Genomic DNA, 23,696 nt, shown 5'->3' with positions numbered 1-23,696 from the left:
GCAGAGCTGGGTGGGGATGGGGTCCCTCGCTGCATTGTAAAAGGCGCAGGGCCATTGTGCATAGTTTCTACAGGACACAACGTCCGTTCGAAACACTCAGCCCTCTTGGTTGCTGCTGCTTTGGACGTTTTGACCGAAAATCCGGTATCGAGCTAATCGACAGATTCGGTGGAGAATCTGCATCTTGGCGCTCCGCGTTGTCTCGGCGACTGAAGTGCATTGCATCAAAATCATGGCCCGGACAGCTACGCTGCCGGGCCTGAATTTTCATGCCACATCTATCAAACTACCAGACCCGGCACGAGTGCTCCGGATACATGGGTTGACCCTTTTTGCACCCAAAGGCTTTGCCGAACTCATCGAAGTTCTGCACAGAGCCATTGGTGCGCCAGCGACCCGGTGAATGAGGATCGACGAGCGCCGATTGGCGAGCGGATTTGTCCGTCTGATTCTGGCACCATACCTGGCCAAAGCTCAGGAAGTAGCGTTGCGCCTCGGTGTAGCCATCAATTTTGTCGTCAATGGTTTTGCCCTCAGAGGCGAGTGTATCCAGCAGAGCCAGGTAAGCGATGCGCAATCCGCCATTATCAGCGGTATTCTCGCCCAGGGTTAGCTTGCCATTGAGATTCTGTGCTGGCTGATCGTCGTGCGCAGGGGAGGCTTCAAAGCCGCTGTATTCAGCCACTTCGCAATCCGTGCGCTCGGTAAATGCTTTGCGATCGTCCGCAGTTTGCCACTCGCGCAGGTTGCCGTGTCCGTCGTACTTGCTGCCCTGGTCGTCGAAGCCATGCGTCATCTCATGACCGATCACAACGCCAATACCACCAAAGTTAACCGCCGGATCTGCTTTGAAGTCAAAGAATGGGGGTTGCAGGATACCGGCAGGGAAGTTGATATCATTCATCGACGGATCGTAGTAGGCATTGACTGTAGGCGGCGTCATGCCCCACTCTTTTTCGTCCACAGGCTTGCCGAGCTTGTCCAACTCGTAATTGCGGCTGAAGATGCTGGTGCGGTTGATATTCCCGATCAGGTCGTCGCGATGAATCGTCAGTGCGGAGTAGTCGCGCCATTTTTCGGGGTAGCCGATTTTGTTGCGGATAAGGTTTAGCTTCTCCTCGGCTGCTTTCCGTGTCGGCTCAGTCATCCACGGCAGAGTGCGAATATCGTCTCCGAGTGATTTTTCCAGGGCAGCGACCAGTTTATCCATGCTTTCTTTGGCCTGCGGCGGAAAGTTCTCCTTGACCCAGTCCTGGCCAACGGCTTCGCCGAGTGCCTGATCGGTCCCGGAGGTGCACTGTTTCCAGCGAGGAGTTGGTTCAGCTTGTCCGGCCAGAGTCTTCCCAAAGAAAGCAAAATTCTCATCGAAGAAAGATTTTGGCAGATTCGTCGCCAAGGAATGGATGGTGTGCCACCGGAAATACGCTTTCCAGGCATCCACAGGTTCAGTAGCAATCAACTGATTTACGGTTTTGAAGAACTCAGGCGTAGCGACGTTGAGCGAATCAAAGTGGCGGATACCAATAGCCTTCCAATAAACCGGCCACGCGAAATTCGGCGTGATCTCCTCCAATTGAGCCACCGTGTAGATGTGATATCGATTCTGCGGTTCGCGCAGATCCGTGCGGCTGGTGGACCCTTTGGCCAGAGCTGTCTCAATGCGCAAAACAGTCGCCGCTTCCGTTGCCGCCTTCTCCGGCGTATCACCAGCCAGGGTGAACATCTTTGTCACATGGGCTACATACTCTTCGCGGATCGTCTTGAAATGCTCGGAGTCCACCAGGTAGTAATCTCGATCAGGCAGCGACAGACCGTCCTGGAAGGTCTCTGCAATCTGCTTACTGGAATCCTTTTCGTCTTGGCCCACAGAAAACGAGAACAGGGGAGCCGGGCTACCCGCGGAGAGCAGTTCGCCCATCAGCGTAGACAGTTTTTTCGCGTCGGAGAGGCTCGCGATCCTGCTCAAGGCCGGGGAGAGCGGTGTCAAGCCTTTCTGCTCGATGAGGCTGGTATCCATACACGCGCCGTAGTAATCCCCATATTTCTTTTCCAGCGGAGTTTTCGGCGCCTTCGCAGCGGCGTCCAACTCCTGCCAGAGGAGATAGCGGTTGTGCTCGCCAACCGTCGAAAAAGAGCGCATCCAGCGAGTCTGGTCGCCGGGAATCGGATTGTCCTTGACCCAGTTACCGCAGGCGTACTGGTAAAAGTCGGTGCAGGGATCAGCCGTCTTGTCGATGGAGTCCAGGTCCAGGCTCCTCACAGACTTGGGCTGGGTCGGAATGCTGGAATCGTCTGGGGTGGCAAATGTGGATTGAGCAAAGGCCGAAGTGGCCGCGAGCAATGCCGAAGCAACGGCAAGCGTAAACGCAGGGCGAAGCAGATTCATGTGAAATCCTTGAGCACGGAGCTGGCTCGGACGGGCATGGCCTTCCGCATGAGTTGGCGCAGCCATACGGACATCGACTGCTGAATAGCAAAGGTAACATGCTGACGATTCAGTCGGTTATGCTCGCGAGCAGGACTTGCAGCCCTAAAACACCTTGACGTGGATGGTCAGGTACTTCTTCGGATCCTTGCGGATCGCATCCAGCAACTGGCTTGATGTCGCCAGGGTGTTATCGAGATTGTCGTAAAACTGCCTGTTTACAACCAACTGGCCGAGTGAGCCCTTGCCCTCGTTTACTCCCTTGAGCAACTCATTCAGGCGTCCCAGCGAATCCCCGAGATTCTGCGCGACCGTGGGATCCTTGGCCAGCTTGCCCAGGGAGCCCTTGCCCGCGTTGATGCCACCCAGTAGCTCGTTCACGTTGCTAATCGCGGCATTGAGGTTGCTGTAAAGCTTCTCGTCCTTCAGCAGCTTGCCCGCGCTGCCTTTGCCGCTATCCAGGTCGGCCACGATGTTATTCAGCTTGCCAATGGTCGCGTTTGCCTTGTTGTAGAGCTCGTCATCGGTGATCAGTTTGCCCAGTGAGCCCTTGCCGCTTGAGATCGCGCCCGTTACCGCCTGCAATTGACTGATGGTGAGAACGATCTTCTTGGCCACCTCAGGGTCGTTGAGCATCACGCCCGCCGTCCCTTTACCCGTGTTGAGCGTGTCCATCAGGATGCCGACCTTTTTAACCACCTGGTTGACAGACTGGATCGACTCCTGGCTGCTCGCAATCACATCCGAGATGCCCGGCTTGCCGGAGACGGTGAGAGTCGCGCCGTCCACAGGCTGCGGCCCGGTAGCGTGGTTTGACGAAATATCAATAAAAGCATCGCCCAGCACGCCAGCCTGGTTGATCGCCACCGTGGAGTCGGTATGCAACGAGGGCAGGTACTTTTCCCCGACATGAACCACAACCTCAACCGCAGCCGGATTATGGTTGGGAAGAATCTGCACCGATTTCACGTTTCCGATCGTGACTCCGTCCAGCGTGACCGGTGCGCCAATCTTCAGACCGTTAGCGTTTTCAAAGTAGGCGTGGAACTTGAGCTTGTGGGTAAACAACCCGCCCGTCGAACCCGACATGAGAAAAATAAGAACGGTGAGTGCAGCGAGTGCAGCGGTGGCCAACAGGCCAACCTTAAGCTGCGACCATTTCAGTTCTTTTTGACTCGGCATTGCAGACACCCTCGATGACGTGAGAATACCAGACGATTGCAGCAGGCCAGTAGACCAAAACGAGCTGCGAAGCCCTGATTTTTTTTCAATATTCGATTGAAGTTAGCAGCTTTTCGATTGAGGCCAGTAGCTTTTTGATTGAAGTTAGCGGCTTTTCGATTAAGGCTAGCTGCTTTTGGAGAGCGTAGGCGCTCCCTCAAGGCAAACACTCGCCATCGCCAGCTCTGCCGTGTGGGTCAGCGACAGCGCTGCATGGATCACCCCCAGGCGCGCGGCCATCTGCGCGGCGCGGCCATGAAAGCTCAGCCCCGGACGCCCGCTCGGCTCCCGCGTCACCTCGATTTCCAGCCAGGTCACGCCATAGCTGATGCCGGTGCCAAGAGCCTTGGCGGCAGCTTCCTTGGCGGCAAATCGCGCGGCAAAACTCTCCGCGGATTTCTTCTTCCGCAGGCAATAAGCCTTTTCGCGTGGCGTGAAGATGCGATCCAGAAATCGGTCGCCAAACCTGGCGATGGATTTCTGAATACGAACGATTTCGGCAAGGTCGATTCCGGTTCCTACGAGCATCTTGACATGGAGGCTACCACAGAACGCCTACCCGAGACTGCTTAACCTGTCCCGTAGCCGCGCACTTCCGTATCACTCCGGGACACCTGTCATGCGCGGAAAAGCTTCTCCGATGAACAGGGCTATGGCTCCACTGCACGCAACGACCGTATCCAATGTGGAATCAAGGCTCAACTTGCCGTGGGCAATGCAAATAAAGGCCGCGACGACCGAGCAGCCCTCCCGCATCCTCCAGATGCTGACGGGAGCCATCGTTGCCTGTGGCGGCTGGGTGCTGAGCCGCGGAACCAACGACGCCGGCATCATCAACATGCTCTTTGAATTCGAGCGCCAGCACTGCGTCGATGTCTACACCATGTTGGCTGCAGTCGGCCTGGAACTCAGCCAATTGGCCCATCTCCAGATCACAGCGCTCTGCCAATGTACCCGCAGCCACTTCGAAGATTGCAGGGCGGAAATTGTCAGCGTCGATCTCGAAATCCACACCTTCCCGGCCGAAATAGCAGCCACCCCACGCAGCGCTTCGGAAACGGCTTAATCGCAATCGTTTCGCAATCGTTCAGCAATCGTTCAATTACTATCCGGCTTCCATCAGCCCATAGCGCCGATTCCACGACTGGCGCAAATGATCCCAAACCCGCTTCCGCTCCGATTCACTCATCGAGTCATCGGGAGCCTGCGCAAATCGACCCGCCTCCAGCTTGGCAAGTTCAAGCAGATCGCGGTCGCGGATTAGATTCGCGACCCGGAAACCGGGCAGTCCTGCCTGCCGTGTGCCAAAAAACTCGCCCGGCCCACGCATCGCCAGGTCCAGCTCCGCCAGTTCAAAACCATTCTGCGTCCGCACCATCGCCGCCAACCGCTCCTCAGCCTCAGGTGAAACCTTCTCACCGGTCATCAGGATGCAGTAGCTCTTGGCCGCTCCACGCCCCACGCGCCCGCGAAGCTGATGCAGTTGCGCCAGCCCAAAACGCTCCGCATGATCCACAATCATCACGGTCGAATTCGGTACATCCACTCCCACTTCAATCACCGTCGTCGAAACCAGCACATCAATCTCGCCGCGCTGAAAACGACGCATCACGACCTCTTTTTCATCCGCATCCAGCCGCCCATGCAAAAGCCCGACCCGCAAATCCTTGAGCGCCCCAGTTCGCAACTGGTCATACATCTCGGTCGCTGAGCGAAGATCCGGCTTTGCCGCCGCCTGCTTGGGGAAAAGCTCACCCTTCTTCGGCTTGGCCGTACTCTTGCGCGCTTTTTTCGCAGGCGCAGCGATGGCTGTTGTGACCGCTGCATCCGCCTCTCCGCGGGCAAAATCCAGCTCCGGCTGATCGTCTTTCGCGCCTTCGATAATCGGGTAAACAATGTACGCCTGCCGCTTCTGCGCCACCTGCTTGCGAACAAACTCCCAGACCTCTTCCGCGCGCTCACCCGGCACCCTGCGCGTGACAATCGGTGTGCGTCCCGGCGGCAATTCGTCCAGAACGCTCCCATCCAGGTCGCCATAAAGCGTCAGCGCCAGCGTGCGCGGAATCGGCGTAGCCGTCATCACCAGCACATCCGGCTCTGCCTCGCCCGGCTTTTTCATCAATCGAAACCGCTGCAAAACGCCAAATCGATGCTGTTCATCCACAACCACCAGGCCCAGCTTGGCGAACTCAACTTTTTCTTCGATCAGCGCATGTGTCCCAATCACCAATTGCGCTTCGCCGCGTAAAATCTGCCCTCGCACCTGCCGCTTGCGATCCAGATCCAGCGATCCTGTCAACAACACAACTTTGTACGACTTCGACGAACGGCTCAACAACTTGCGCGCCGCCAGGTAATGCTGCGTCGCCAGAATCTCCGTCGGAGCCATCATCGCCGCCTGGTAGCCATTCTCAATCGCTACCAGCATCGCCTGCAGCGCCACAATCGTCTTGCCCGAACCCACATCGCCCTGCAACAAACGCCGCATGGGATGCGCCTCTCGCATATCCGCGACAATCTCACCCAGCGCCCGTTTCTGCGCAACCGTGGGATGAAACGGTAACACCTCGCGGATAGCCTCGCGCACCGGATCGTTCGTGGCAAATGAAATTCCCACCTGCTTGTGGCTCTTGCGGCGCTTCAGTTCGAGACCCAGCTCAAGAAAAAACAGCTCCTCAAAAATAAGCCGTCGCAGGGCAGGCGTTCGAGCCTCCATCAATGCAACCTGCGTCGTACCCTCGGGAGGAAAATGCGCCTGGTTGAGCGCCGTCTCGCGATCCGGCAGCCCCAGCCGCTCCAGCATCGATTGCGGCAGGCACTCCGGCACATTGCCGCGAATTCCCTCCAGCAGATGAAACAGCACCTTGCGCTGCCAGCGCGAAGCCAGCCGTGTTCCTCCCAGCGATTCGTAAACAGGAGTAATCCGCCCAACCTCAAGCAGCCGCGTCTCTTCGTCCTCGCCCTCACCCGGCAGCAGCTCAAACTGCGGCTGAATCATCTTCATATCGCGAGTCGTGCGCGAAGGCTCGACCTTGCCAAACAGCGCAACCGTCTGCCCGGCATGAAAACGCCCCTGCAAATATCCACCGTTGAACCAGACGCACTTCATCGCCAGGTTCCCCTGTCCAACGGTCATTTCAAAGATGGGAGCACGCTTGGTCGCCAGCAGCCCGCTGCCACGCACCTCGGCTATCACGGAAGCCATCTCGCCCGGCTTCAGTTCATCCAGACTGCGCGGATTCTGCCGGTCTTCATAGCGAAAGGGAAGATGATACAGCAGGTCTTCTGCCAGCAGAACACCTTTGCCCGCAAGGGTTTCCGCCAGACGCGGACCAACGCCGCGTACGTACATAACTGGGGTATCGAGAGCAGGCACATTCTGGATGTTACAACCGGCAGCCTCATAAAGTCAGGCACCCTCAACCGTTGCCCTAGCTTTTGTCTTTGCCCTAGCTTTTCTAGCTGTCATTCCCGAAGGGAATCTGCTTCTGTTCTTAGCCGTGTCTTTCCGTCTCCCACCCAAAAAAGAAAATCCCAACCCCACCAGAGCAGCATCCCCACCGGAAGATAAGACGCAACACAGTCTCCGCAAGTATTGTAGGAGTAGGCCCGAAACAGGAGACAGGTCATGTCCGCAGCAATGCATCAATTCACGATCGAACGCCACCTGCACGCCCCGCGCGAACTGGTCTTCAGCGCCTGGACCGAAAAGCATCACCTCATGCACTGGTTCGGACCCAAGGGCGTGACCATCCCCATAGCAGAAATGGATCTGCGGCCCGGCGGCACATTTCTGTTCTGCATGCGTATGCCCGACGGCGTTGAAATGTGGGGGAAATGGGTCTTCCGCGAGATCGTGCCGCCTGAGCAAATTGTTCTGATCAACTCATTTTCAAACGCGGATGGCGAGCTCACGCGCCACCCCTTCGCCGATCAGTGGCCTCTGCAAATGTTGAGCACCACGCATTTCGCCGAGCACAATGGCGGCACAACCATCCGCTTGAAATGGTCGCCCATCTACGCCACAGATGCCGAGATCCAAAGCTTTGACGCAGGCCATGAATCGATGAAACAAGGCTGGACGGGAACGTTTGACCAACTCGCTGCGTACCTGGCTACGATCTGATTGAGTCAGAGCAGTGGCCCAATTTTGCTACACTGCTCACGCGGGCAAAGGTCTGGGAGTGTACATGCCAGTTGTAGAATTAGCAGGAGTAACCAAGGCATATCGAGATAAAATAGCGGTCAATAATCTGAGTCTTTCTATCGAGCCAGGACAGATGTTCGGTCTGCTCGGGCCTAACGGTTCAGGCAAAACCAGCTCCATCCGAATGATGATTGGAATCACCGTTCCTGACTCGGGAAACATCCGATTGTTTGACCAGCCGTTCGATCGCAAAAATCTGGTTCGCGTCGGCTACCTGCCCGAGGAGCGCGGCCTTTACAAAAAAATGAAGGTGCTCGATCAGCTTGTCTTCATGGGCAGCCTGCACGGCCTTACCTCCGTCGAAGCGCAGAAGCGCGCCATTGCCTGGGCCACGCGCATGGACATTGGCGGCTCCCTCTCGCAGAAAACCGAAGAGCTCTCCAAGGGGATGCAGCAGAAGATTCAGTTCATCGCGGCTCTCATGCACGAGCCCGACCTGATCATCATGGACGAGCCCTTCAGCGGCCTCGATCCAGTCAACGCAACGCTCTTGCAGGACACGCTCCTCGAACTCAAAGCACAGGGCAAAGCAATCCTGTTTTCAACGCACCGCATGGATCAGGTAGAGAAACTCTGCGACGCCATAGCGCTCATCAACAAGGGCGATGTCGTGCTCTCCGGCAAGATGCGTGAGATTAAAAGCCGCTATAAACGCGATCGCGTAGTGATCGAGTTCGAGGGTAGCGCGAGCTTCCTCGATAGCCCCGAGATCGCCGATGCCAGGAACTACTCCGGCCACGTCGAGATCAAGCTGAAAGACGGCGGCGACGCACAGAAACTGCTCGCCCAGGCTGCTTCCGTAGCTACGATTTATCGCTTCGAACTGGTAGAGCCATCGCTCGAAGAAATATTCATCCAGACCGTGGGAGGCAGAGCCGATGCGTAATATCGTTCTAATCGCAAAGCGTGAGTACCTTGAGCAGATACGCAGCCGCACCTTCCGCATCACAACTGTTCTCGTGCCCGGCCTCTTCGCCCTTGCAATCTTCGTCGGATTCATCTCGGGCGAGATCTCTGGCAACGATAAGCATGTCGTAGTCGCTTCAGCCGATACAACTCTCGCTACCGAGATCCGTAAACAGTTGCTCGAAGATAAAGATTCGAAATCCACCGTCGATATCTATGCGCCGATAGCCGCAGGCGAACTCACCGCCAACGATAAAGCCGCCCTCATTCATCAAGTGGACGAGAAGCAAATCGACGGCTTCCTATGGGTCGATACGCACGCAGACGCCAGTCCCAAAGCTATCTATGATGCGCAAAGCTCCGGCGACTTCATCACTGCGAACCGCCTTGAATCCGCGTTGAATCACGCCTTGATCCGCCGCCGTATCACCCAGCGCGGAGTGCCTGAGGCTGACGTCGAGTCGCTCATGAAAAAAGTGGATATCGACACAGCGCAAATCAAAAATGGCGTGGAAGTGAAGAGCAATGCCCTGTCATCCATCTACACCGCATATGCAATGGCCTTTCTGCTCACGATGACCACAATGGTCTATGGGTTAAACGTAGGCCGCTCCGTCATTCAGGAGAAGACCTCGCGCATCTTCGAGGTCATGCTCGCTACCGTCAAGCCCAGCGAAATGCTCGCCGGTAAACTCATCGGCGTAGGCACTGTAGGTCTAACTCAGATCGCCATCTGGATGGTTACAGCCTCCATCTTCGCGGCAACTGCCCTGGGCGAACGACTTCTCACCGTCGACCTGGCTATTCATATTTCATGGATACAGATCGTTCTCTTTGCCGTTTATTTTCTGCTTGGCTACGCATTTAACTCCGCACTCTTCGCGGGTCTCGGAGCAACGCTTGAGACCGAGCAGGAGCTGCAGCAGTATTCGCCGTTGGCCGCCGTACCCGTCTGGCTCAGCTTCAGCATGATCATGCTGATCTCCACCAACCCCAGCTCAAAATGGGTGTTGCTGGTATCGCTCTTTCCTCCCTGCACACCCATCGTTATGTTTCTTCGCATGGGCTCACAGATGCCGCCGGCATGGCAGATCTGGCTTTCAATTGGATTGATGCTCGCTGCAGTTCTGGCCGTAATCTGGTTTGCCACGCGCCTCTATCGCATCGGCATTCTCATGTACGGCAAACGAGCGACGATCCCGGAAATCCTGCGCTGGCTGCGCTACAGCTAACTCCGGCTCATTGCCCGCTATCATTGCCCGTTTCGCTACAATCAACAGAGTGGCAACCGAACACAGGACCAGTAGCCTAAGCAGATTCACCCTCGGCCAACGCCTGACGCTGGCCGTCGTGCCGCGTCTCGTCTGGGCTTTGCTGATGGTTGTGGGTCGCACCTGGCGCTTTGAAGTTATTGCCGAGGACGGCGTAACTCCAGCCTTCCACGGCTTCACCCCACGCGGAGAAATCTACTGTTTCTGGCACCAGTGTGTCCTGCCCTGCGCCTTCTATTTCCGCAGTACCCACGCAACGATTCTTATCAGCCAGAGCTTTGACGGAGAACTGATTACCCGCACCCTCGAACTCTTCGGTTTCCGCGCTGTTCGTGGCTCAAGCTCGCGCGGTGGACGCGAAGGTTTACTCGGCCTGCGCCGCGTGCTTGACTCCGGCACACCAGCTATCTTTACCGCCGATGGCCCACGTGGCCCCATCTATAAATCCAAGCTCGGTCCCATCAAGCTTGCCCAACTAACAGGTGTTCCCATCGGCGCATTTCATCTCGAACCAAAACATACGTGGAGACTAGGCTCATGGGACCGCTTTCTCGTGCCCATGCCCTTCACGCGAATAGCCGTCAGTTGGGGCCAATGGACGCACGTACCCGAGTCTGCTGATAGCGGCACATTGGAAGCCTCTCGCCAGCAACTCGACGCAACGCTGGAACGCGCTCGTCTATCGGCCGGCCGGCATCTCGGCCTCGCGCCCGAGGTCACATCGTGAGCAACCCTCAGAACAATCCATCGCCGGAAAAGGGCTCACGAGTCGCGGATTATGATTTCGATCTCCCTGAAGATCAGATCGCGCAGCAGCCCCCCGCAGAGCGCGGTACAAGCCGAATGCTCGTGCTCGACAGAGCCTCCGGAGCACACACCGACTCCAGCTTTGCGACTCTACCCTCACTGCTGCAACCCGGCGACGTGCTCGTGCTCAACGATAGCCGCGTCATCCCTGCACGCCTTTACGCACAACGCGCTACATCGCGCGGCAAACAGCAGCCTACCGGCCAGATCGAGGTACTGCTCACATCTCCCGATGCAGCAGGGAATTGGAACACCCTCGTACGTCCCGGTCGCAAAGTGCGCGTAGGAGACCAGCTTGAATTTTCCTCTGCGAAGGGCGAAGTCGTACTCCGTGCCGAGGTGCTCCATCGCGACGAATTCGGGGAACGTCTGCTGCGTTTTGAGCCTGTCCAGGATTTCTTCGCAGCCATCGACGAGATCGGCCACATGCCGCTTCCACCCTACATCCATCGCGACGATGCGAACGCAGACCGCGAGCGCTATCAGACCGTCTTCGCCGCCGAACGCGGTTCCGTGGCTGCTCCCACCGCAGGCCTGCACTTCACGCCCACAGTACTGCAATCGCTCGAATCCAAAGGCGTGGAAATTGCCAAAGTAACCCTGCACGTAGGCCTCGGAACCTTCGCTCCTCTGCGCGTCGAAAACCTGGACGAAATCCATCTCCATCGCGAACGCTACACACTCTCCACGAATGCAGCAGACGCCCTCAATCGTGCGCATCAAGAAGGCCGCCGCATCGTCGCCGTAGGCACCACCGCAGTTCGCACCCTGGAGCACTGCGCCGAGGCCGCCAACGGAGCCCCGCTCGTTGCGCACACCGGCGAAACCGCCATCTTTATCTCGCCCGGTTTCCAATTCCGGCTGGTAGGTGGCCTGCTGACCAACTTCCATCTTCCGCAGTCCAGCCTTCTCATGCTTGTGAGCGCCTTTGCAGGCCGGGAGAAGGTGCTTGCAGCCTATCGCCACGCCGTTGCGGAGCGCTATCGCTTCTTCAGCTACGGCGACTGCATGTTCATTGCCTAGAACCGCTCTGACGCGCACCCCTCCACGCTGGTAGACTCGCAGACGATGAGTGCTGACACAAAGCCGCCCGTATTCCTGCTCGACACCATGTCGTTCATCTTCCGCGCCTACCACGCCATGCAGCGCAGTCGCCCAATGTCCACGCGCGGAGGCCTGCCCACGGCAGCAACGTATGTTTTCGTAAACATGATCCAGAAGCTGCGTCGAGATTTCTCGCCACATTATTTTGCCGCCGTCTTCGACGTGAGTGGAGCAGTCTTCCGCGATGCCAAGGCGCAGGAAATTGGTCCGCTGCGCCGATGGAGCAGTAAAGAGCAGGCCTTTGTCGAGACCAGCTACGAGGGCTACAAAGCCCAGCGCGAAGCCATGCCCGAAGACCTCGCGCGACAGCTCCCGTACATCCGCCGCTCACTCGAAGTTCTGCACATCCCCATTCTCGAAGCCATCGGATTTGAAGCCGATGACGTCATCGGCACACTTGCGCGTGAGGCCTCAGAGCAGGGCCACGAAGTCTTCATCGTCTCCGGCGACAAGGACATGATGCAGTTAGTCAGCAAGCATGTGCGTGTCCTCAATCCTCAAAAAGATAACCTCATCCTCGACCCCGCAAAAGTAATTGAAGTGCTCGGCGTACCGCCGGAGCAAGTCATTGACGTGATGGCTCTGCGCGGCGACTCCATCGACAACATCCCCGGCGCACCCGGCATCGGTGATAAAGGCTCAGTCGAACTCATCCAGCAATTCGGCAGTCTCGAAGCAGTCCTCGACCGCGCCGATGAAGTCAAGCGCAAGACCTACCGCGAATCGCTTCAGCAAAATAGAGCGACCGTTCTACTCTCCAAAGAGTTGGTCACCATCGACTGCCATGTACCGATAGAACTCGATCTCGCACGAATGCAAACCACCGAGCCCGATCTCGAAGCAGCCCGCGAGTTGTTCACCGAACTAGAGTTCACATCGCTGCTGCGCGAACTCGCCCCCAGCGCACAGAAGCCGACCGCTGAATTGGTCGACGATCCAACAGAGGATCAAATCGCCGCTATCCATGCGGCTGCGCGCGTACACGGCTTCGCATTCGCGCTCGACAAAGATGCTAAAGTTGCGAAGACCGAAGCAGCCTTATCCGGCGAATCAAGCGAAGAGATAGCCGAAGAAGAGTCTCTTCCGCCCATGCCTTCGCTCATGGACATGTTTGATCAGGTGGCTCAGGCCGACGATACTAAGTTGGAGCAATCTGCAGCCATTCCCGAATACGTCGGCGTTTCTGTCAAAGCGCAAAACGAACCCGAACTCGCAATGCGCATAGCACTATCGCCTCAACTCAAAGCACTATTGGAAAATGAAAAAATCGCCAAGACCGTCCACGATTGGAAGACGACGCAGCACCGTCTCGACGCGTTCAACGTAAGCCTGCACGGGCCAATCACGGACACAATGCTGCTCTCCTACTCGTTGAACCCAACCCACTCTACACAAACTCTCGTCGATGTAGTCGCGCGCAGCGGACAGACCGTGCCTATATCGCTGGCAGGCGCAGCCCACGCAATTCAAGCGTTGTTGCCAACCCTGCGTGCACAGGTTGAGGAACATGGACTTACTTCCGTTTACGAAACCATCGACCTTCCGCTGGTCCCCGTTCTCTACCGAATGGAAAAGGTTGGTGTGCGAGTGAATCTAGGCGCACTCGATGAGCTCTCGCAACGCTTCGGCTCAGAGATTCAACGCGTCAGCGAACGAATCTTTTCACTGGCCGACAGACGCTTCAATGTGAACTCTCCCAAGCAGCTCGGCGAAGTTTTGTTCACCCACATGGGCCTGCCCAAGCCACTGATCTATGGCAAAGGGAAAAAGATTTCGACCGCGCAGGATGTACTCGAAGGTCTTGCGGAGGAACACGAAATCGCCCGCCTGGTCATTGAGTTTCGCCATCTCGCCAAGCTCAAATCAAACTACATCGACGCATTGCCATTGCTTGTCGACAGCGACTCGCGCGTACATACGACATTCAACGCAGCGGCCACAGCAACGGGCAGGTTATCTTCCACCAACCCCAACCTGCAAAATATCCCTATCCGCACCGAGCTGGGCCGCGAGATTCGCGCGGCCTTCGTTGCCGCACCAGGCTTCCGTCTGCTCTCGGCCGACTATTCTCAAATTGAGCTTCGCCTCATGGCCCACTTCAGCGAAGACCCGTTGCTCACGGACGCATACAAGACCGACCGCGACATCCATACGCTTACTGCAAGCGAAGTCTTCGGTGTGCCTCCCGAGCAGATGGATAAGCAGACCCGCGCTCGCGCCAAGGCAGTCAACTTCGGCATCGTCTACGGCATCTCCGCATTTGGACTGGCAGCGCAACTCGGCATTTCGCAATCAGAGGCCAGGACCTATATCGAACGCTACTTCGAACGCTACGCAGGCGTGAAGAAGTTCATCGAAGATACCGTGGAACAAACGCGCAAAGACGGCAGCGTCAAGACTCTCTTCGGCCGCACCCGGCCCATCCCCGACATCGAAAGCCGTAACGCAAATCAACGTGGCTTCGCTGAGCGGACCGCAGTCAACACGCCCCTGCAAGGCACAGCAGCAGACCTGATCAAACTGGCCATGATCACTATCGACCGCAAACTGACAGAAGAAAAACTCCGCACCAGGATGGTCCTGCAGGTTCACGACGAACTCTTATTCGAAGTCCCCGAAGAAGAAACAGAAACCATCACCGCACTTGTCAAAGACGCCATGCAAAACGTAATTCATCTGCGCGTGCCGATAGTAGCCGACCTTGCATTCGGCCATAACTGGCGCGATATGGAGTAACGTTTGCCTGAGAAACATTTGTCGGATTGGCGTTACTCTACGGAGTAACGCCAAGTTCAGCCCGAATAGCGCCAGAAATAGCCTCGGCATGATGCCGCATCAGCTCTTCGCTTTCCGCCTCGATCATCACGCGAGCCAGCGCCTCAGTGCCGGAGTAGCGAATCACCACGCGTCCCGAATGAGCTAACGCAGCCTCAGCCGCTTGAATGCGTTCCACCACCAAAGGAATCTCCTCCAACGGACGCTTCTCACGCACCTTGACGTTAACGATTACCTGCGGAAACACCTTGAGATCGGCCGTCAACTCTTCAATCGTCTTGCCCATACGAGCGATCAGGTCCAGCACAACAAGCGCAGTCAACAACCCATCACCCGTAGTAGCAAGATGCGGAAATAAAATATGTCCCGACTGCTCGCCGCCCAGCGCAGCATGACGCTGCTGCATCAGCTCAAGCACATAACGATCGCCTACATTCGCCCGCAGCATCGTAATATCGCTACGTTTAAGCGCTGCCTCCAGCCCCATGTTCGACATCGTGGTAGCAACCACAACGTTATCCGTAAGCAGCCCACGAGACTGCAGATCGCGTGCAGCGATCAGCAGCAACGCATCCCCGTTAATGACGTTGTCGTGAGCGCCCGCAGCAAGACACCTATCCGCATCGCCATCAAAAGTCAATCCAAGATCTGCACCATGTTTCATCACTTCAGCAGCTACAGTCTTAGGATGCAGAGCCCCACAATGATCATTGATATTACGGCCATTGGGTGTGATATTAAGCAACGTCACATCGCCACCCAATTTCGCGAAGAGCCGCGGAGCAATCGCAGCCGCGGCGCCGTTAGCGCAATCGAGAATGATCTTCTGCCCATCGAGCTTCAGATCAGGTACAGCCGCCAGCAAAAAGTCGATGTACTCCTGCGCATAATGCGCCTGATCTTCAATTGGCGGCAGCGTTGCAGGATCAGGCGCAGTAGTCGATAGCGCATGCTTGAAAATCACTTCTTCAATTGCCAGCTCAACCTTATCCGGCAATTTATAACCGTCGCTGCCAAAGAGCTTGATGCCGTTATCTTCCCATGGATTGTGGCTCGCCGAGATCACAACTCCAGCCTGGAATCCATGCGTGTGCGCAAGAAAAGCAATGGCAGGCGTAGGCACAATTCCCGCACTCTCAATCTCTGCTCCGCCAGCGCGCAATCCGGCAGCCAGCATGGCTGTAATCCACGGACTGGACTCACGCGTATCGCGCCCAAGAATCACGCGTGGAATGATAGCCGCAGGTCGCAATGAATGCGCCAGGGCCAAGCCGACCGCATAGATCGTAGTTGTATCGAGTGGAGCAATGCCCGCAACGCCGCGTATTCCGTCCGTACCGAAGAGCTGTCTCATGTGCTTGTTTTACGATCCTTCTTGATTGATCTGGATGTTGTTTCTACACGGCTGATAAACGTACCGTCCCCAAGCTGAGTCGCGACCTGTTGATTCGTAGTCAACCGCTCTATCGAGCGCACAATCACGCCATTCTCATCCTGAACAAGCGCATAGCCACGTTGCAGCACTGCCAGCGGTGACAACGATTGCAACTGGCCGCGCAGCGTGCCAAGAGCCGCGCGCCGGTTGGCCACGTGAACCTGCGCAGCGCGATATAACCTGTCTTCTCCGGCATGTGTGCGATGCTGCTTGCTTGTCAGGCTGCGATCGAGTGCATGATGAAGCCGTGATTGCCATGCGGAAAGCGCTTCACGCGCAGCCCCAAGCTGCTGGCGCGGGTCATGACGCAGCACCGCAGCACGCAATTCTGTAACTGCAAGTCGATCTTCGCGGAACCGTGCGACCATTGCATTTTCCATGCGAAACGCAAGCTCATCAAGCCTTTGCTCCAGCCGGTGCAGAGTCGTCATCATGCGCTGTTCCGTGCGGGATGCAGGCAGTCGTGCAAAATGCTGGCGTGCCTGCAAAAGTTGAAAGCGAATACCGCGGTCGATCCGTTGCTCAAGCGCCTCAATGTAGTCGGCAATCTTATGCTGTGCCTCGGTAATCAACTCAGCAGCAGCAGAGGGCGTAGGCGCACGCAGATCCGCCACAAAGTCCGCAATGGTGAAATCCGTCTCATGCCCTACAGCGGAGACCACAGGTAGTTCGCTCGCCGCAATCGCGCGGGCCACACGCTCACTATTGAACGCAGCCATATCCTCAAGCGAGCCGCCACCACGCGCGATCACAATCACGTCTGCAATGCGAAGTGCGTTCATTTGTACCAGCGCTGCTTCAATCTCGGCAGCCGCTGCGTCGCCTTGCACGCTGACCGGAACGACCACAACATCCAGACCCGAGTGACGACGGCCAACAATATTCAGAAAGTCACGAATGACCGCGCCGGTCGGTGAAGTAATGACAGCCACACTACGCGGAAACGCAGGCAGCGGCTGCTTGCGATCCTGCTCGAAAAGCCCCTCGGCCTTGAGCTGATCGCGAAGCTGTTCAAATGCCAACTGCAGGCTCCCCGCGCCAACCGGCTCCATCGTCTCAGCCACGAGCTGTATCTGTCCGCGCTGCTCGTAAATAGTGACCTTGCCCCGCACGCGAACATGCAGGCCATCCTCCGGGCGAAATCGCAACAGTTGCGCCTGGCGACGAAACAGCACCACCGGAAGCTGCGCCTCGGCATCCTTGAGCGTGAAATACAAATGCCCCGAAGAAGCAGGACGATAGTTGGATATTTCGCCCTCGACCCAAACATCTCCAAATTCCTGCTCGACAACCTCACGCGCCTCAGAGACGAGCTGATGGACAAGCCATGTTCGACGCGCACGATCCCTGCTTCGGCTTGTCGGTTCAGGCTTTGTTTCAGAAGTCGGACTGGCCTCCTCGCGCGCTCCAAACAGGAGGTCGAGCTGCGGCTTGGCTGTGCGTTTCGGGCTCACCGGATTCTCATCACCAATAAGCAGTGTAACGGGTGCCGCATCGACCCGCGCTTGCAGATCAGGCACTGGCAGGAAATGAGAGGCTGGAATGGAAGGCCAGCAATCGCACAGGAATCGACGATTGCGCTTTATATAGCCAGCTCTATCCGCGGCTGTGAATCAAATCTCTGATTTCCGTTACCCAGCCCGTAAGTTCATCCGCGTCTGCCGCGGATACATCCTCCACCAGTAGTAACTCCGCTCTGCGAGCTAACTCCGTGCCACGCGGAAGCCCGAACATGCCCAAGGTCCCCGCCAGTTTGTGAGCCGCCGCATGAGCCGCATCGCGTGCGTCCTCTGGGAGTGAGCCTGCATCAAGCGCTCGCGCCGCTGCTTCCAGAGTCGCTACTCGCGCCTCAATATCCGGCAGGAATTTCGTCCACATTCGGGCCAGCACATCAGCCATCGGGGGAGGGGTAGTTGCCATGACAATCAGCGCGCGGCGCCTACTCCCAGCCCAGAACTTTTGCCATCTGCGAGGCGAGCGTCAGCGGGTCAAACGGCTTCAGAAGAACCGCCTCCACGCCCAGGTCTGCAAAGCGCCGTTGGTCCGGCCCCTGCACCTTCGCGGTAAGCAACAGGACAGGAATCTTTGCCGTTGCCGGATTTTTGCGCAGTTCGCGAAACGTCGTCGGCCCATCCATGCCCGGCATCATCACATCCAGCAAAATCGCATCCGGCTGGTGCTCGGCCGCGCGCTCCAGTCCCTGCGCACCGGAGTTGGCAACGATCACATCCCAACCGGCAATGGTTTCCAGGCTCAACGCCGCTACCTGGCGAATATCGTCTTCGTCGTCAATGATCAGAATTCGGCGGGACAATAGGGACTCCTCACAGACAGCCTAATCCGCGTGCAGGCCACGATAGCCAGGTCAATTCGCCGTGGACCGATGTTGCCCGTCGTCGACCGGCGACGGATGATTCGATAACTGCTCCGGATTGGATGTTTCTTCCATCTGACGCGATCGGCGCAACATCGTCAAGACCAGAGACTCAAGCTGTTGCGGCTGTACTTTCGCTTTCGTCAAAAACTGGGTCGGTCCCAATTTGAGATGTGCCCGTTCGCCCGGGCTGATCTCGCGTGCGGAGTAGACCACCAGTGGCAGATTCGCCAGCTCTTCATGCTGACGCAGCCAGTCAACCACATTGAAACCATCGCCGTCCGGAAGCGAAAGATCGAGCACAATGAGCTGCGGACGGAACGTAAAGCAAGCATCCAGCGCGGCCTGGCGAGTATGCACCAGCTTGATCTCGATGCCGTCACGAGAAAATACCGCGCCGATGACACGCGCAAGATCAATATCGTCCTCGACCACCAGGATGCGGGCTTTTTCTCCTGGACTGGATAGCACGCGGGCCAGTTCAGAGAGCAGAGTTTCATCGTCCGGCGATTGCGGCACCCACCCATCGGCCCCCGCCGGTAGAGGCAGCGCCGGATTCGGATGATCCACGCTCAGCAGGACGATCGGCACACCATTGGCCGCTGTCTCCTGGCGCAGACGAGGCAAAATCTCCCATCCGTTCAGCCCGTCCAGCGAAATATCTACCAATATCGCCTCAATCCCCATACTCGCGACTCCATCCGGGCTGGGAACAGCGCAGAACGCCAGCGCCGCGAGCGTCTCTTCCACAGACGCAGCCTCAACCACGTGATAGCCCTGGCGGCGCAACTGATTGGCCAGCAGCGGTCGCGTCGTAGCATTGGCATCCGCCAGCAGAATCCGTCCCCGATCCGGCTCGATGATGGGAGTTGCCGAGGGCAGCGCCAACGACGGTTCAAACGGCAACAGAACGCGGAACGTTGACCCCAGCACCGCGTTACGCTCTGCCCAGATGCGCCCGCCATGCTGCTGCACGATTGTCCGGCAAATCGCCAGCCCCAGCCCACTGCCGCCCTTCTGCCGAGAGTCGGAAGCGTCCACCTGCTGAAAACGGTCGAAGATCGAGTCCAGCTTGTCCGCTGGAATACCGCGTCCCTGGTCGATCACCGAAAGCGTAACTCCGCTGGAACCCTCGCGCAGAGTGACAGAGACGGTTGACCCCTCCGGCGAGAACTTGACGGCGTTCGAGAGCAGGTTCGTGATGACCTGCAACAGCCTGTCCGGGTCGGCGATAAGCTGCACCAGGTTTGTATCGTGGATAAGCTGCACGCTCGCCGCATCCGCCACCGGCATCATGCCATCAATCGCCTGTCGAACAATCTCACTCAGCGCTATCGGGCGGAACGAAAGCGGTTCGCGCCCACTCTGGATGCGTTCCAGGTCGAGAATATCGTTGATCAGCCGCACCAGCCGGTCCGAGTTGGAAAGCGCAATGCGCAGCAGGTTGGCAGCCTTGTCATTGATCTCGCCCAATATGCCCGCCGACAGCAGCCCCAGCGCGCCGCGAATCGAAGTCAGAGGCGTACGCAGCTCATGGCTCACCGTCGAGACAAACTCATCCTTCATCCGGTCCAGAGCAAACCTCTGGCTGATGTCGCGGAAGCTCAGCACCGTTCCCGAATACCGTCCCTGGTCCAGGATCGGCGTCAGTGAAAATTCAGCAGGGAAGCTCGTCTCATCGCGCCGATAGATCGTAATTTCGCCCGCAGCGGCAATCCTGTGAGTCAGCGCCCGCAACAACGGGCAATCCTCACCGCAGTTATTGCCTCCCGGCATATTTCCATGCAGCAGCTCGTGGACCGAAATTCCGGCAAGCACCTCAGGAATGGCCCCCAGCAGTCGTCCCGCCGCCGGGTTGACCAGGGTGGCAATCCCGCTGCGATCCGCGCCACAAATCCCGTCGTCGATCGTATCGAGCAGAATCTGCTGTGTACGATGCAGACCTTCCACGCGATCCTGTTCCCGCGAACGAGCCAGCATCTGCCCCAGCGATGCAGAGACCGTCTCCAGCGTAGCCATCGTCTCTCGCTCTTCCCGCTGGCGCTGCTGGCAATAAAACTCCAGGATCGCAATCAGGCGGTTGCCCACGCGTACCGGGATCGCCCATCCCGTCGCCAGCTTATGCCGCAGGGCAGCCTGTATGCGTGGCGTCGGACGTTCCGCGGTCAGATCCGCGACCCACACTGCCCGCCCGCTGGTCCACACCCGGCCCGGCAGATCAGCCCCCCGGAGGATGACCTGGCCCATATTCTCCTGGATCATTTCTTCGCTGCTCTTGCCCGGCGCACCCCATGCCGAGTGAAAGTCCAGCCGGTCCTCGTCCTCATTGACGCTCCAGAGCATCGCCGCATCCCAGCCCTGCGAAAGGCAAACCGACTCCAGGATGCGCATCGCCGCCACTTCCGGCGAGGTGCTCTGCCCAATAATCTGGCTCACCACCAGTTGCAGCGCCAGCCGTCTTTCGCGCTGCTTCTGCGGCGTAATATCCCGCAGCAGGCAGCGAACAGCCAGCGGATTATCCGCTTTCTGGCGGCGGCTCATGCTCAGTTCCAGATCCAGTACGCGCCCGTCCATCGTATGCGTGCGCAGTGGAGCATGCTCCACCGTTTCGCCTTCCAGCGCCAGCCGAAAGAGCCGCCCAACCTCTGACCGGCAATCGGGACTGAAGACCATCTCCAGCGATTCCAGCTTTTCAAAGGAGCTGTCCACAAGCCCAAAGCACGACTTCCAAACCGGATTGACGTATACAAACTGTCCCGCCGAGTTCAGCGTCGCGATCATCTCATTCGCGTTTTCAAAGAGATCGCGGTAGCGCTCGCGCGACTCTCGCAGTGCCCGCTCCTGTCGATGCGTCAGCGTCTGATCGAGCGCCACGGTAAGAATTCCCGAAGGATTGCCCGCCCCATCGCGAACCGCGGAAAGATAAAGCGTCGCCGGAAAGGTGCTGCCGTCGTTGCGCCGTAACTCCAGATCGATCCCGCGCAACTGGCTCGGTGGAAACTGCAATACATAGTTGATGCAGTCGCTCATCGGGTCCGCCGGAGCAGCCGGGCCATCGACGTTCGGGTGTAATTTACGAAGCCACTGGCCTACGCGTTCCAGTTCACCCGGAGCAAAGACCTCGGAGATCTGCGCCGTGCCCACCAGCGCCGACTTGCGCAAGCCCAGAATGCGTTCCGCGGAAGGATTGATATACGTGAATTTGCCGCCCAGATCCGTCGCCAGCACCATCGGATTCGTGGAATGCAGCAGCGCTTCCGCCAGCTTTGCGGCCGAAGTGTTCTCCTGTTTACCCCTGGTCGGCGACGGGCGAAACAAAAGCACCAGCAATAACGGGATCAAGGCCCCCACCACACCCACAGTAATCAAATTATTGACGGATGGGCCCCAATACACACGAGCAGCCGCCGCAGCGAGAACATACGCGGCTAAACATCCAATGAGGATTCGGACTGATGTAGCGCTGCTGGTCTTCAAGTTCGATCGGCCCCGATCCCACGCACTCCCCGGTGGGGTTGAATGTTACCTTCGTTCCGGGTAATGCCCAGGTAATACATATCAGCTACAACTTTTGTGTTAGCTAAGTATAGGGTACTTTGAGCCTCAGAAGAGTTATTTTTCGAGCGTGACAGGAAATCCCACCTTCTGCAATTCGGCATTCTTCTGGTGCCCCCATTTATCTATATCGGCAAAACATCCGGATATACTCTCGGCTATGGAAATATTTAGTTCTCACTCCTTTTCGCGTCAACTTGCTGCTGGTGCGTTGATCCTGACCCTTTTTGCCCCGGTTCCCAGCTTCGGGTGGGGAAATGAAGGTCATCGCATGGTTAACCGGCTTGCCGCCAGCGCCCTGCCCGCCGACGTCCCGGCTTTCCTGAAATCCCAGTCCGCCATCAACGAGATTGAATACCTCGGCCCGGAGCCTGATCGCTGGCGCTCCCACGCCGAACCGGAACTAAGCGCCGCCCAGGCCCCTGAGCATTTCCTTGACCTGGAACCGGCAGATGCTCTCGGACCTCTGCCGCACAAGCGTCTCGACTTCGAGTCCGCCGTTTTTGCCCACGGTCAGCGCCCCGAAAAAGTCGGCCTCCAGCCCTGGGAAACCGATGAAGTATGGCAGCGCCTCAAGGCCGCCATGCGCGAATACCGCCGTCAACTCGCCGCCAAAGAGGACACTCACCCCGTCGAGCAAGCCATTCTCTTCTACTCCGGCTGGCTCGGACACTACGTCGGCGATGGCTCCCAGCCCCTGCACACCACCATCAACTACGATGGCTGGGTGCTCAAAGAAAACCCCAATGGATTCACCACCGAACACGGCATTCACTGGCGTTTTGAAGGACCGTTTGTCGGGGCAAGCATCAAGTCTGAAGATGTAGCGAAAAAGATGACCGATCCCAAGGTGATCTCCGGCGACATCTTCGACAGCTACGTCGCCTACCTGCGCCACACCGCTACCTTTGTGGATCAGGTTTACGCCTTTGATAAGGCCGGCGCATTCGTCAATGGCGGCACGCCCGAGTCCCGCGCCTTTACCGAAGAGCGGCTTGCAGCCGGAGCCAGCGAACTACGCGACCTCATCTACACCGCGTGGATCGACAGCGCCCAGCCCGTCCAGGACAGGTACTAACGAGTCCTGACCAACTGTCGATTGGGGCGAAGCGGTAATCGACTGCTTCGCCCCAATCGCATTCGGCATTTTGATCCTGGTGATCAACATCGTGAGCACCAGTGTCAGCACCAGCAGCGCCGGTGCTGCCAGGATGAGCCAAACCAGGATCGCGTGACCAAAAAGCCCGCCCATCTGCTCCAGCACCTGCAACGGCGTGTTTTGAATGCGCGCCAGTAACTCCGAACGATTGAGCGCCACCGGCGTTGCAGCAAAAAGCCACTCCCCAATCCGCAAAAAGGGAATCAGGAGCAGCACCTGCACCGGCATCGCAATCCAGTTCGCAGCCTGGATCGCAGGCATATTCAATCGCAACAGCAGCGCCAGCAAGGCGCATATCCCGCTTGTCACACCAAAGACCGGAATACAGCCAATCGCAAATCCAAGCGCCAGCGTAAACGCCAACTGCCGCGGCGTACAGCCATAGCTGCCCCACTCGATAATCTTATCGAGCGCCGCCTGAATCCTGGGGGATTGGATCAGTTGCATTGACCGCTGC

18 protein-coding genes are annotated in these 23,696 nt (G+C 57.5%); 8 read left to right on the top strand and 10 right to left on the bottom strand.

All coding sequences use genetic code 11. The features are described 5' to 3' along the window. Nucleotides 1-286 precede the first annotated feature (286 nt). From OHL19_RS19085 to acpS, 3 genes are all read right to left on the bottom strand, one after another. On the bottom strand, nucleotides 287-2,386 hold the full coding sequence (locus OHL19_RS19085) for a M13 family metallopeptidase (RefSeq protein WP_263359420.1): 2,100 nt from the start codon (nucleotides 2,384-2,386) through the stop codon (nucleotides 287-289). A gap of 144 nt (nucleotides 2,387-2,530) precedes the next feature. After that, nucleotides 2,531-3,607: an MlaD family protein gene (locus OHL19_RS19080; protein ID WP_263359419.1), complete on the bottom strand. Its 1,077-nt coding sequence runs from the start codon at nucleotides 3,605-3,607 to the stop codon at nucleotides 2,531-2,533. A gap of 165 nt (nucleotides 3,608-3,772) precedes the next feature. Then, entirely contained in the window at nucleotides 3,773-4,174 is a 402-nt protein-coding gene (gene acpS, locus OHL19_RS19075) for a holo-ACP synthase (protein WP_263359418.1), read from the bottom strand. A gap of 91 nt (nucleotides 4,175-4,265) precedes the next feature. Between acpS and OHL19_RS19070 the strand changes: the two genes are divergently transcribed. Next, a complete protein-coding gene (locus tag OHL19_RS19070) occupies nucleotides 4,266-4,712 on the top strand; it encodes a hypothetical protein (protein WP_263359417.1) in 447 nt (148 codons plus the stop codon). Nucleotides 4,713-4,751: 39 nt separating this feature from the next. Here OHL19_RS19070 and recG read toward each other — a convergent pair whose 3' ends face one another. Then, the gene (gene recG / locus OHL19_RS19065; protein ID WP_263359416.1) at nucleotides 4,752-7,022 is read right to left on the bottom strand and encodes an ATP-dependent DNA helicase RecG; all 2,271 of its coding nucleotides are present in this window, start codon (nucleotides 7,020-7,022) and stop codon (nucleotides 4,752-4,754) included. A 252-nt stretch (nucleotides 7,023-7,274) separates the two neighbouring features. Between recG and OHL19_RS19060 the strand changes: the two genes are divergently transcribed. From OHL19_RS19060 to polA, 6 genes are all read left to right on the top strand, one after another. Further along, on the top strand, nucleotides 7,275-7,772 hold the full coding sequence (locus OHL19_RS19060; protein WP_263359415.1) for an SRPBCC family protein: 498 nt from the start codon (nucleotides 7,275-7,277) through the stop codon (nucleotides 7,770-7,772). 64 nt (nucleotides 7,773-7,836) lie between these two features. Beyond that, nucleotides 7,837-8,739, top strand: a complete 903-nt coding sequence (locus OHL19_RS19055) for an ABC transporter ATP-binding protein (protein WP_263359414.1) — start codon at nucleotides 7,837-7,839, stop codon at nucleotides 8,737-8,739. Beyond that, nucleotides 8,732-9,991 carry an ABC transporter permease gene (locus OHL19_RS19050; protein WP_263359413.1) on the top strand — a complete coding sequence of 420 codons (1,260 nt, stop codon included), beginning with the start codon at nucleotides 8,732-8,734 and terminating at the stop codon, nucleotides 9,989-9,991. Before OHL19_RS19055 ends, OHL19_RS19050 begins: the two co-directional genes overlap by 8 nt. Before the next feature lie 49 nt (nucleotides 9,992-10,040). Further along, the gene (locus tag OHL19_RS19045; RefSeq protein ID WP_263359412.1) at nucleotides 10,041-10,757 is read left to right on the top strand and encodes a lysophospholipid acyltransferase family protein; all 717 of its coding nucleotides are present in this window, start codon (nucleotides 10,041-10,043) and stop codon (nucleotides 10,755-10,757) included. Continuing rightward, nucleotides 10,754-11,860, top strand: a complete 1,107-nt coding sequence (queA, locus tag OHL19_RS19040) for a tRNA preQ1(34) S-adenosylmethionine ribosyltransferase-isomerase QueA (protein WP_263359411.1) — start codon at nucleotides 10,754-10,756, stop codon at nucleotides 11,858-11,860. The genes OHL19_RS19045 and queA overlap by 4 nt, the downstream gene beginning before the upstream one ends. A 45-nt stretch (nucleotides 11,861-11,905) precedes the next feature. Next, complete coding sequence (gene polA, locus OHL19_RS19035; RefSeq protein ID WP_263359410.1) at nucleotides 11,906-14,677, top strand: DNA polymerase I; 2,772 nt, start codon at nucleotides 11,906-11,908, stop codon at nucleotides 14,675-14,677. A 37-nt stretch (nucleotides 14,678-14,714) separates the two neighbouring features. Here polA and glmM read toward each other — a convergent pair whose 3' ends face one another. The 5 genes from glmM to OHL19_RS19010 all read right to left on the bottom strand — a co-directional run bounded on the left by glmM (nucleotide 14,715) and on the right by OHL19_RS19010 (nucleotide 22,002). Continuing rightward, nucleotides 14,715-16,070 carry a phosphoglucosamine mutase gene (gene glmM / locus OHL19_RS19030; protein WP_263359409.1) on the bottom strand — a complete coding sequence of 452 codons (1,356 nt, stop codon included), beginning with the start codon at nucleotides 16,068-16,070 and terminating at the stop codon, nucleotides 14,715-14,717. Then, nucleotides 16,067-17,605 (bottom strand): exodeoxyribonuclease VII large subunit, encoded by a 1,539-nt coding sequence (gene xseA, locus OHL19_RS19025; protein WP_263359408.1) that lies wholly within the window; start codon nucleotides 17,603-17,605, stop codon nucleotides 16,067-16,069. Before xseA ends, glmM begins: the two co-directional genes overlap by 4 nt. A gap of 142 nt (nucleotides 17,606-17,747) precedes the next feature. Further along, nucleotides 17,748-18,071, bottom strand: coding sequence for an Hpt domain-containing protein (locus OHL19_RS19020; RefSeq protein ID WP_263359407.1), 324 nt, complete (start codon nucleotides 18,069-18,071; stop codon nucleotides 17,748-17,750). A gap of 19 nt (nucleotides 18,072-18,090) precedes the next feature. Next, complete coding sequence (locus OHL19_RS19015; RefSeq protein WP_263359406.1) at nucleotides 18,091-18,465, bottom strand: response regulator; 375 nt, start codon at nucleotides 18,463-18,465, stop codon at nucleotides 18,091-18,093. A gap of 51 nt (nucleotides 18,466-18,516) precedes the next feature. Beyond that, nucleotides 18,517-22,002 (bottom strand): PAS domain S-box protein, encoded by a 3,486-nt coding sequence (locus tag OHL19_RS19010; protein WP_263359405.1) that lies wholly within the window; start codon nucleotides 22,000-22,002, stop codon nucleotides 18,517-18,519. A gap of 238 nt (nucleotides 22,003-22,240) precedes the next feature. Here OHL19_RS19010 and OHL19_RS19005 point away from each other — a divergent pair, with 238 nt between their 5' ends. Continuing rightward, the gene (locus tag OHL19_RS19005) at nucleotides 22,241-23,158 is read left to right on the top strand and encodes a S1/P1 nuclease (protein WP_263359404.1); all 918 of its coding nucleotides are present in this window, start codon (nucleotides 22,241-22,243) and stop codon (nucleotides 23,156-23,158) included. Here the strand turns inward: OHL19_RS19005 and OHL19_RS19000 are convergent. After that, nucleotides 23,096-23,686, bottom strand: coding sequence for a DUF2062 domain-containing protein (locus OHL19_RS19000; RefSeq protein ID WP_263359403.1), 591 nt, complete (start codon nucleotides 23,684-23,686; stop codon nucleotides 23,096-23,098). The two genes, OHL19_RS19005 and OHL19_RS19000, sit on opposite strands and share 63 nt — an antisense overlap. Between the last annotated feature and the right edge of the window lie 10 nt (nucleotides 23,687-23,696).

The organism is Acidicapsa ligni (assembly GCF_025685655.1).
GTDB classification, from domain to species: Bacteria; Acidobacteriota; Terriglobia; order Terriglobales; family Acidobacteriaceae; genus Acidicapsa; species Acidicapsa ligni.
The sequence above is the reverse complement of the archived record's forward strand: the minus strand, read 5'-3'. Positions and strand labels throughout refer to the sequence as shown.

Bases quoted from the DNA above. Each gene is read 5' to 3' on its own strand.
- OHL19_RS19080 (WP_263359419.1), bottom strand. From the start codon at position 3,607: ATGCCGAGTCAAAAAGAACTGAAATGGTCGCAGCTTAAGGTTGGCCTG.
- polA (WP_263359410.1), top strand. From the start codon at position 11,906: ATGAGTGCTGACACAAAGCCGCCCGTATTCCTGCTCGACACCATGTCG.
- OHL19_RS19055 (WP_263359414.1), top strand. From the start codon at position 7,837: ATGCCAGTTGTAGAATTAGCAGGAGTAACCAAGGCATATCGAGATAAA.
- OHL19_RS19085 (WP_263359420.1), bottom strand. From the start codon at position 2,386: ATGAATCTGCTTCGCCCTGCGTTTACGCTTGCCGTTGCTTCGGCATTG.
- acpS (WP_263359418.1), bottom strand. From the start codon at position 4,174: ATGCTCGTAGGAACCGGAATCGACCTTGCCGAAATCGTTCGTATTCAG.
- glmM (WP_263359409.1), bottom strand. From the start codon at position 16,070: ATGAGACAGCTCTTCGGTACGGACGGAATACGCGGCGTTGCGGGCATT.
- OHL19_RS19060 (WP_263359415.1), top strand. From the start codon at position 7,275: ATGTCCGCAGCAATGCATCAATTCACGATCGAACGCCACCTGCACGCC.
- OHL19_RS19000 (WP_263359403.1), bottom strand. From the start codon at position 23,686: ATGCAACTGATCCAATCCCCCAGGATTCAGGCGGCGCTCGATAAGATT.
- OHL19_RS19070 (WP_263359417.1), top strand. From the start codon at position 4,266: ATGCGCGGAAAAGCTTCTCCGATGAACAGGGCTATGGCTCCACTGCAC.
- OHL19_RS19050 (WP_263359413.1), top strand. From the start codon at position 8,732: ATGCGTAATATCGTTCTAATCGCAAAGCGTGAGTACCTTGAGCAGATA.
- OHL19_RS19020 (WP_263359407.1), bottom strand. From the start codon at position 18,071: ATGGCAACTACCCCTCCCCCGATGGCTGATGTGCTGGCCCGAATGTGG.
- OHL19_RS19005 (WP_263359404.1), top strand. From the start codon at position 22,241: ATGGAAATATTTAGTTCTCACTCCTTTTCGCGTCAACTTGCTGCTGGT.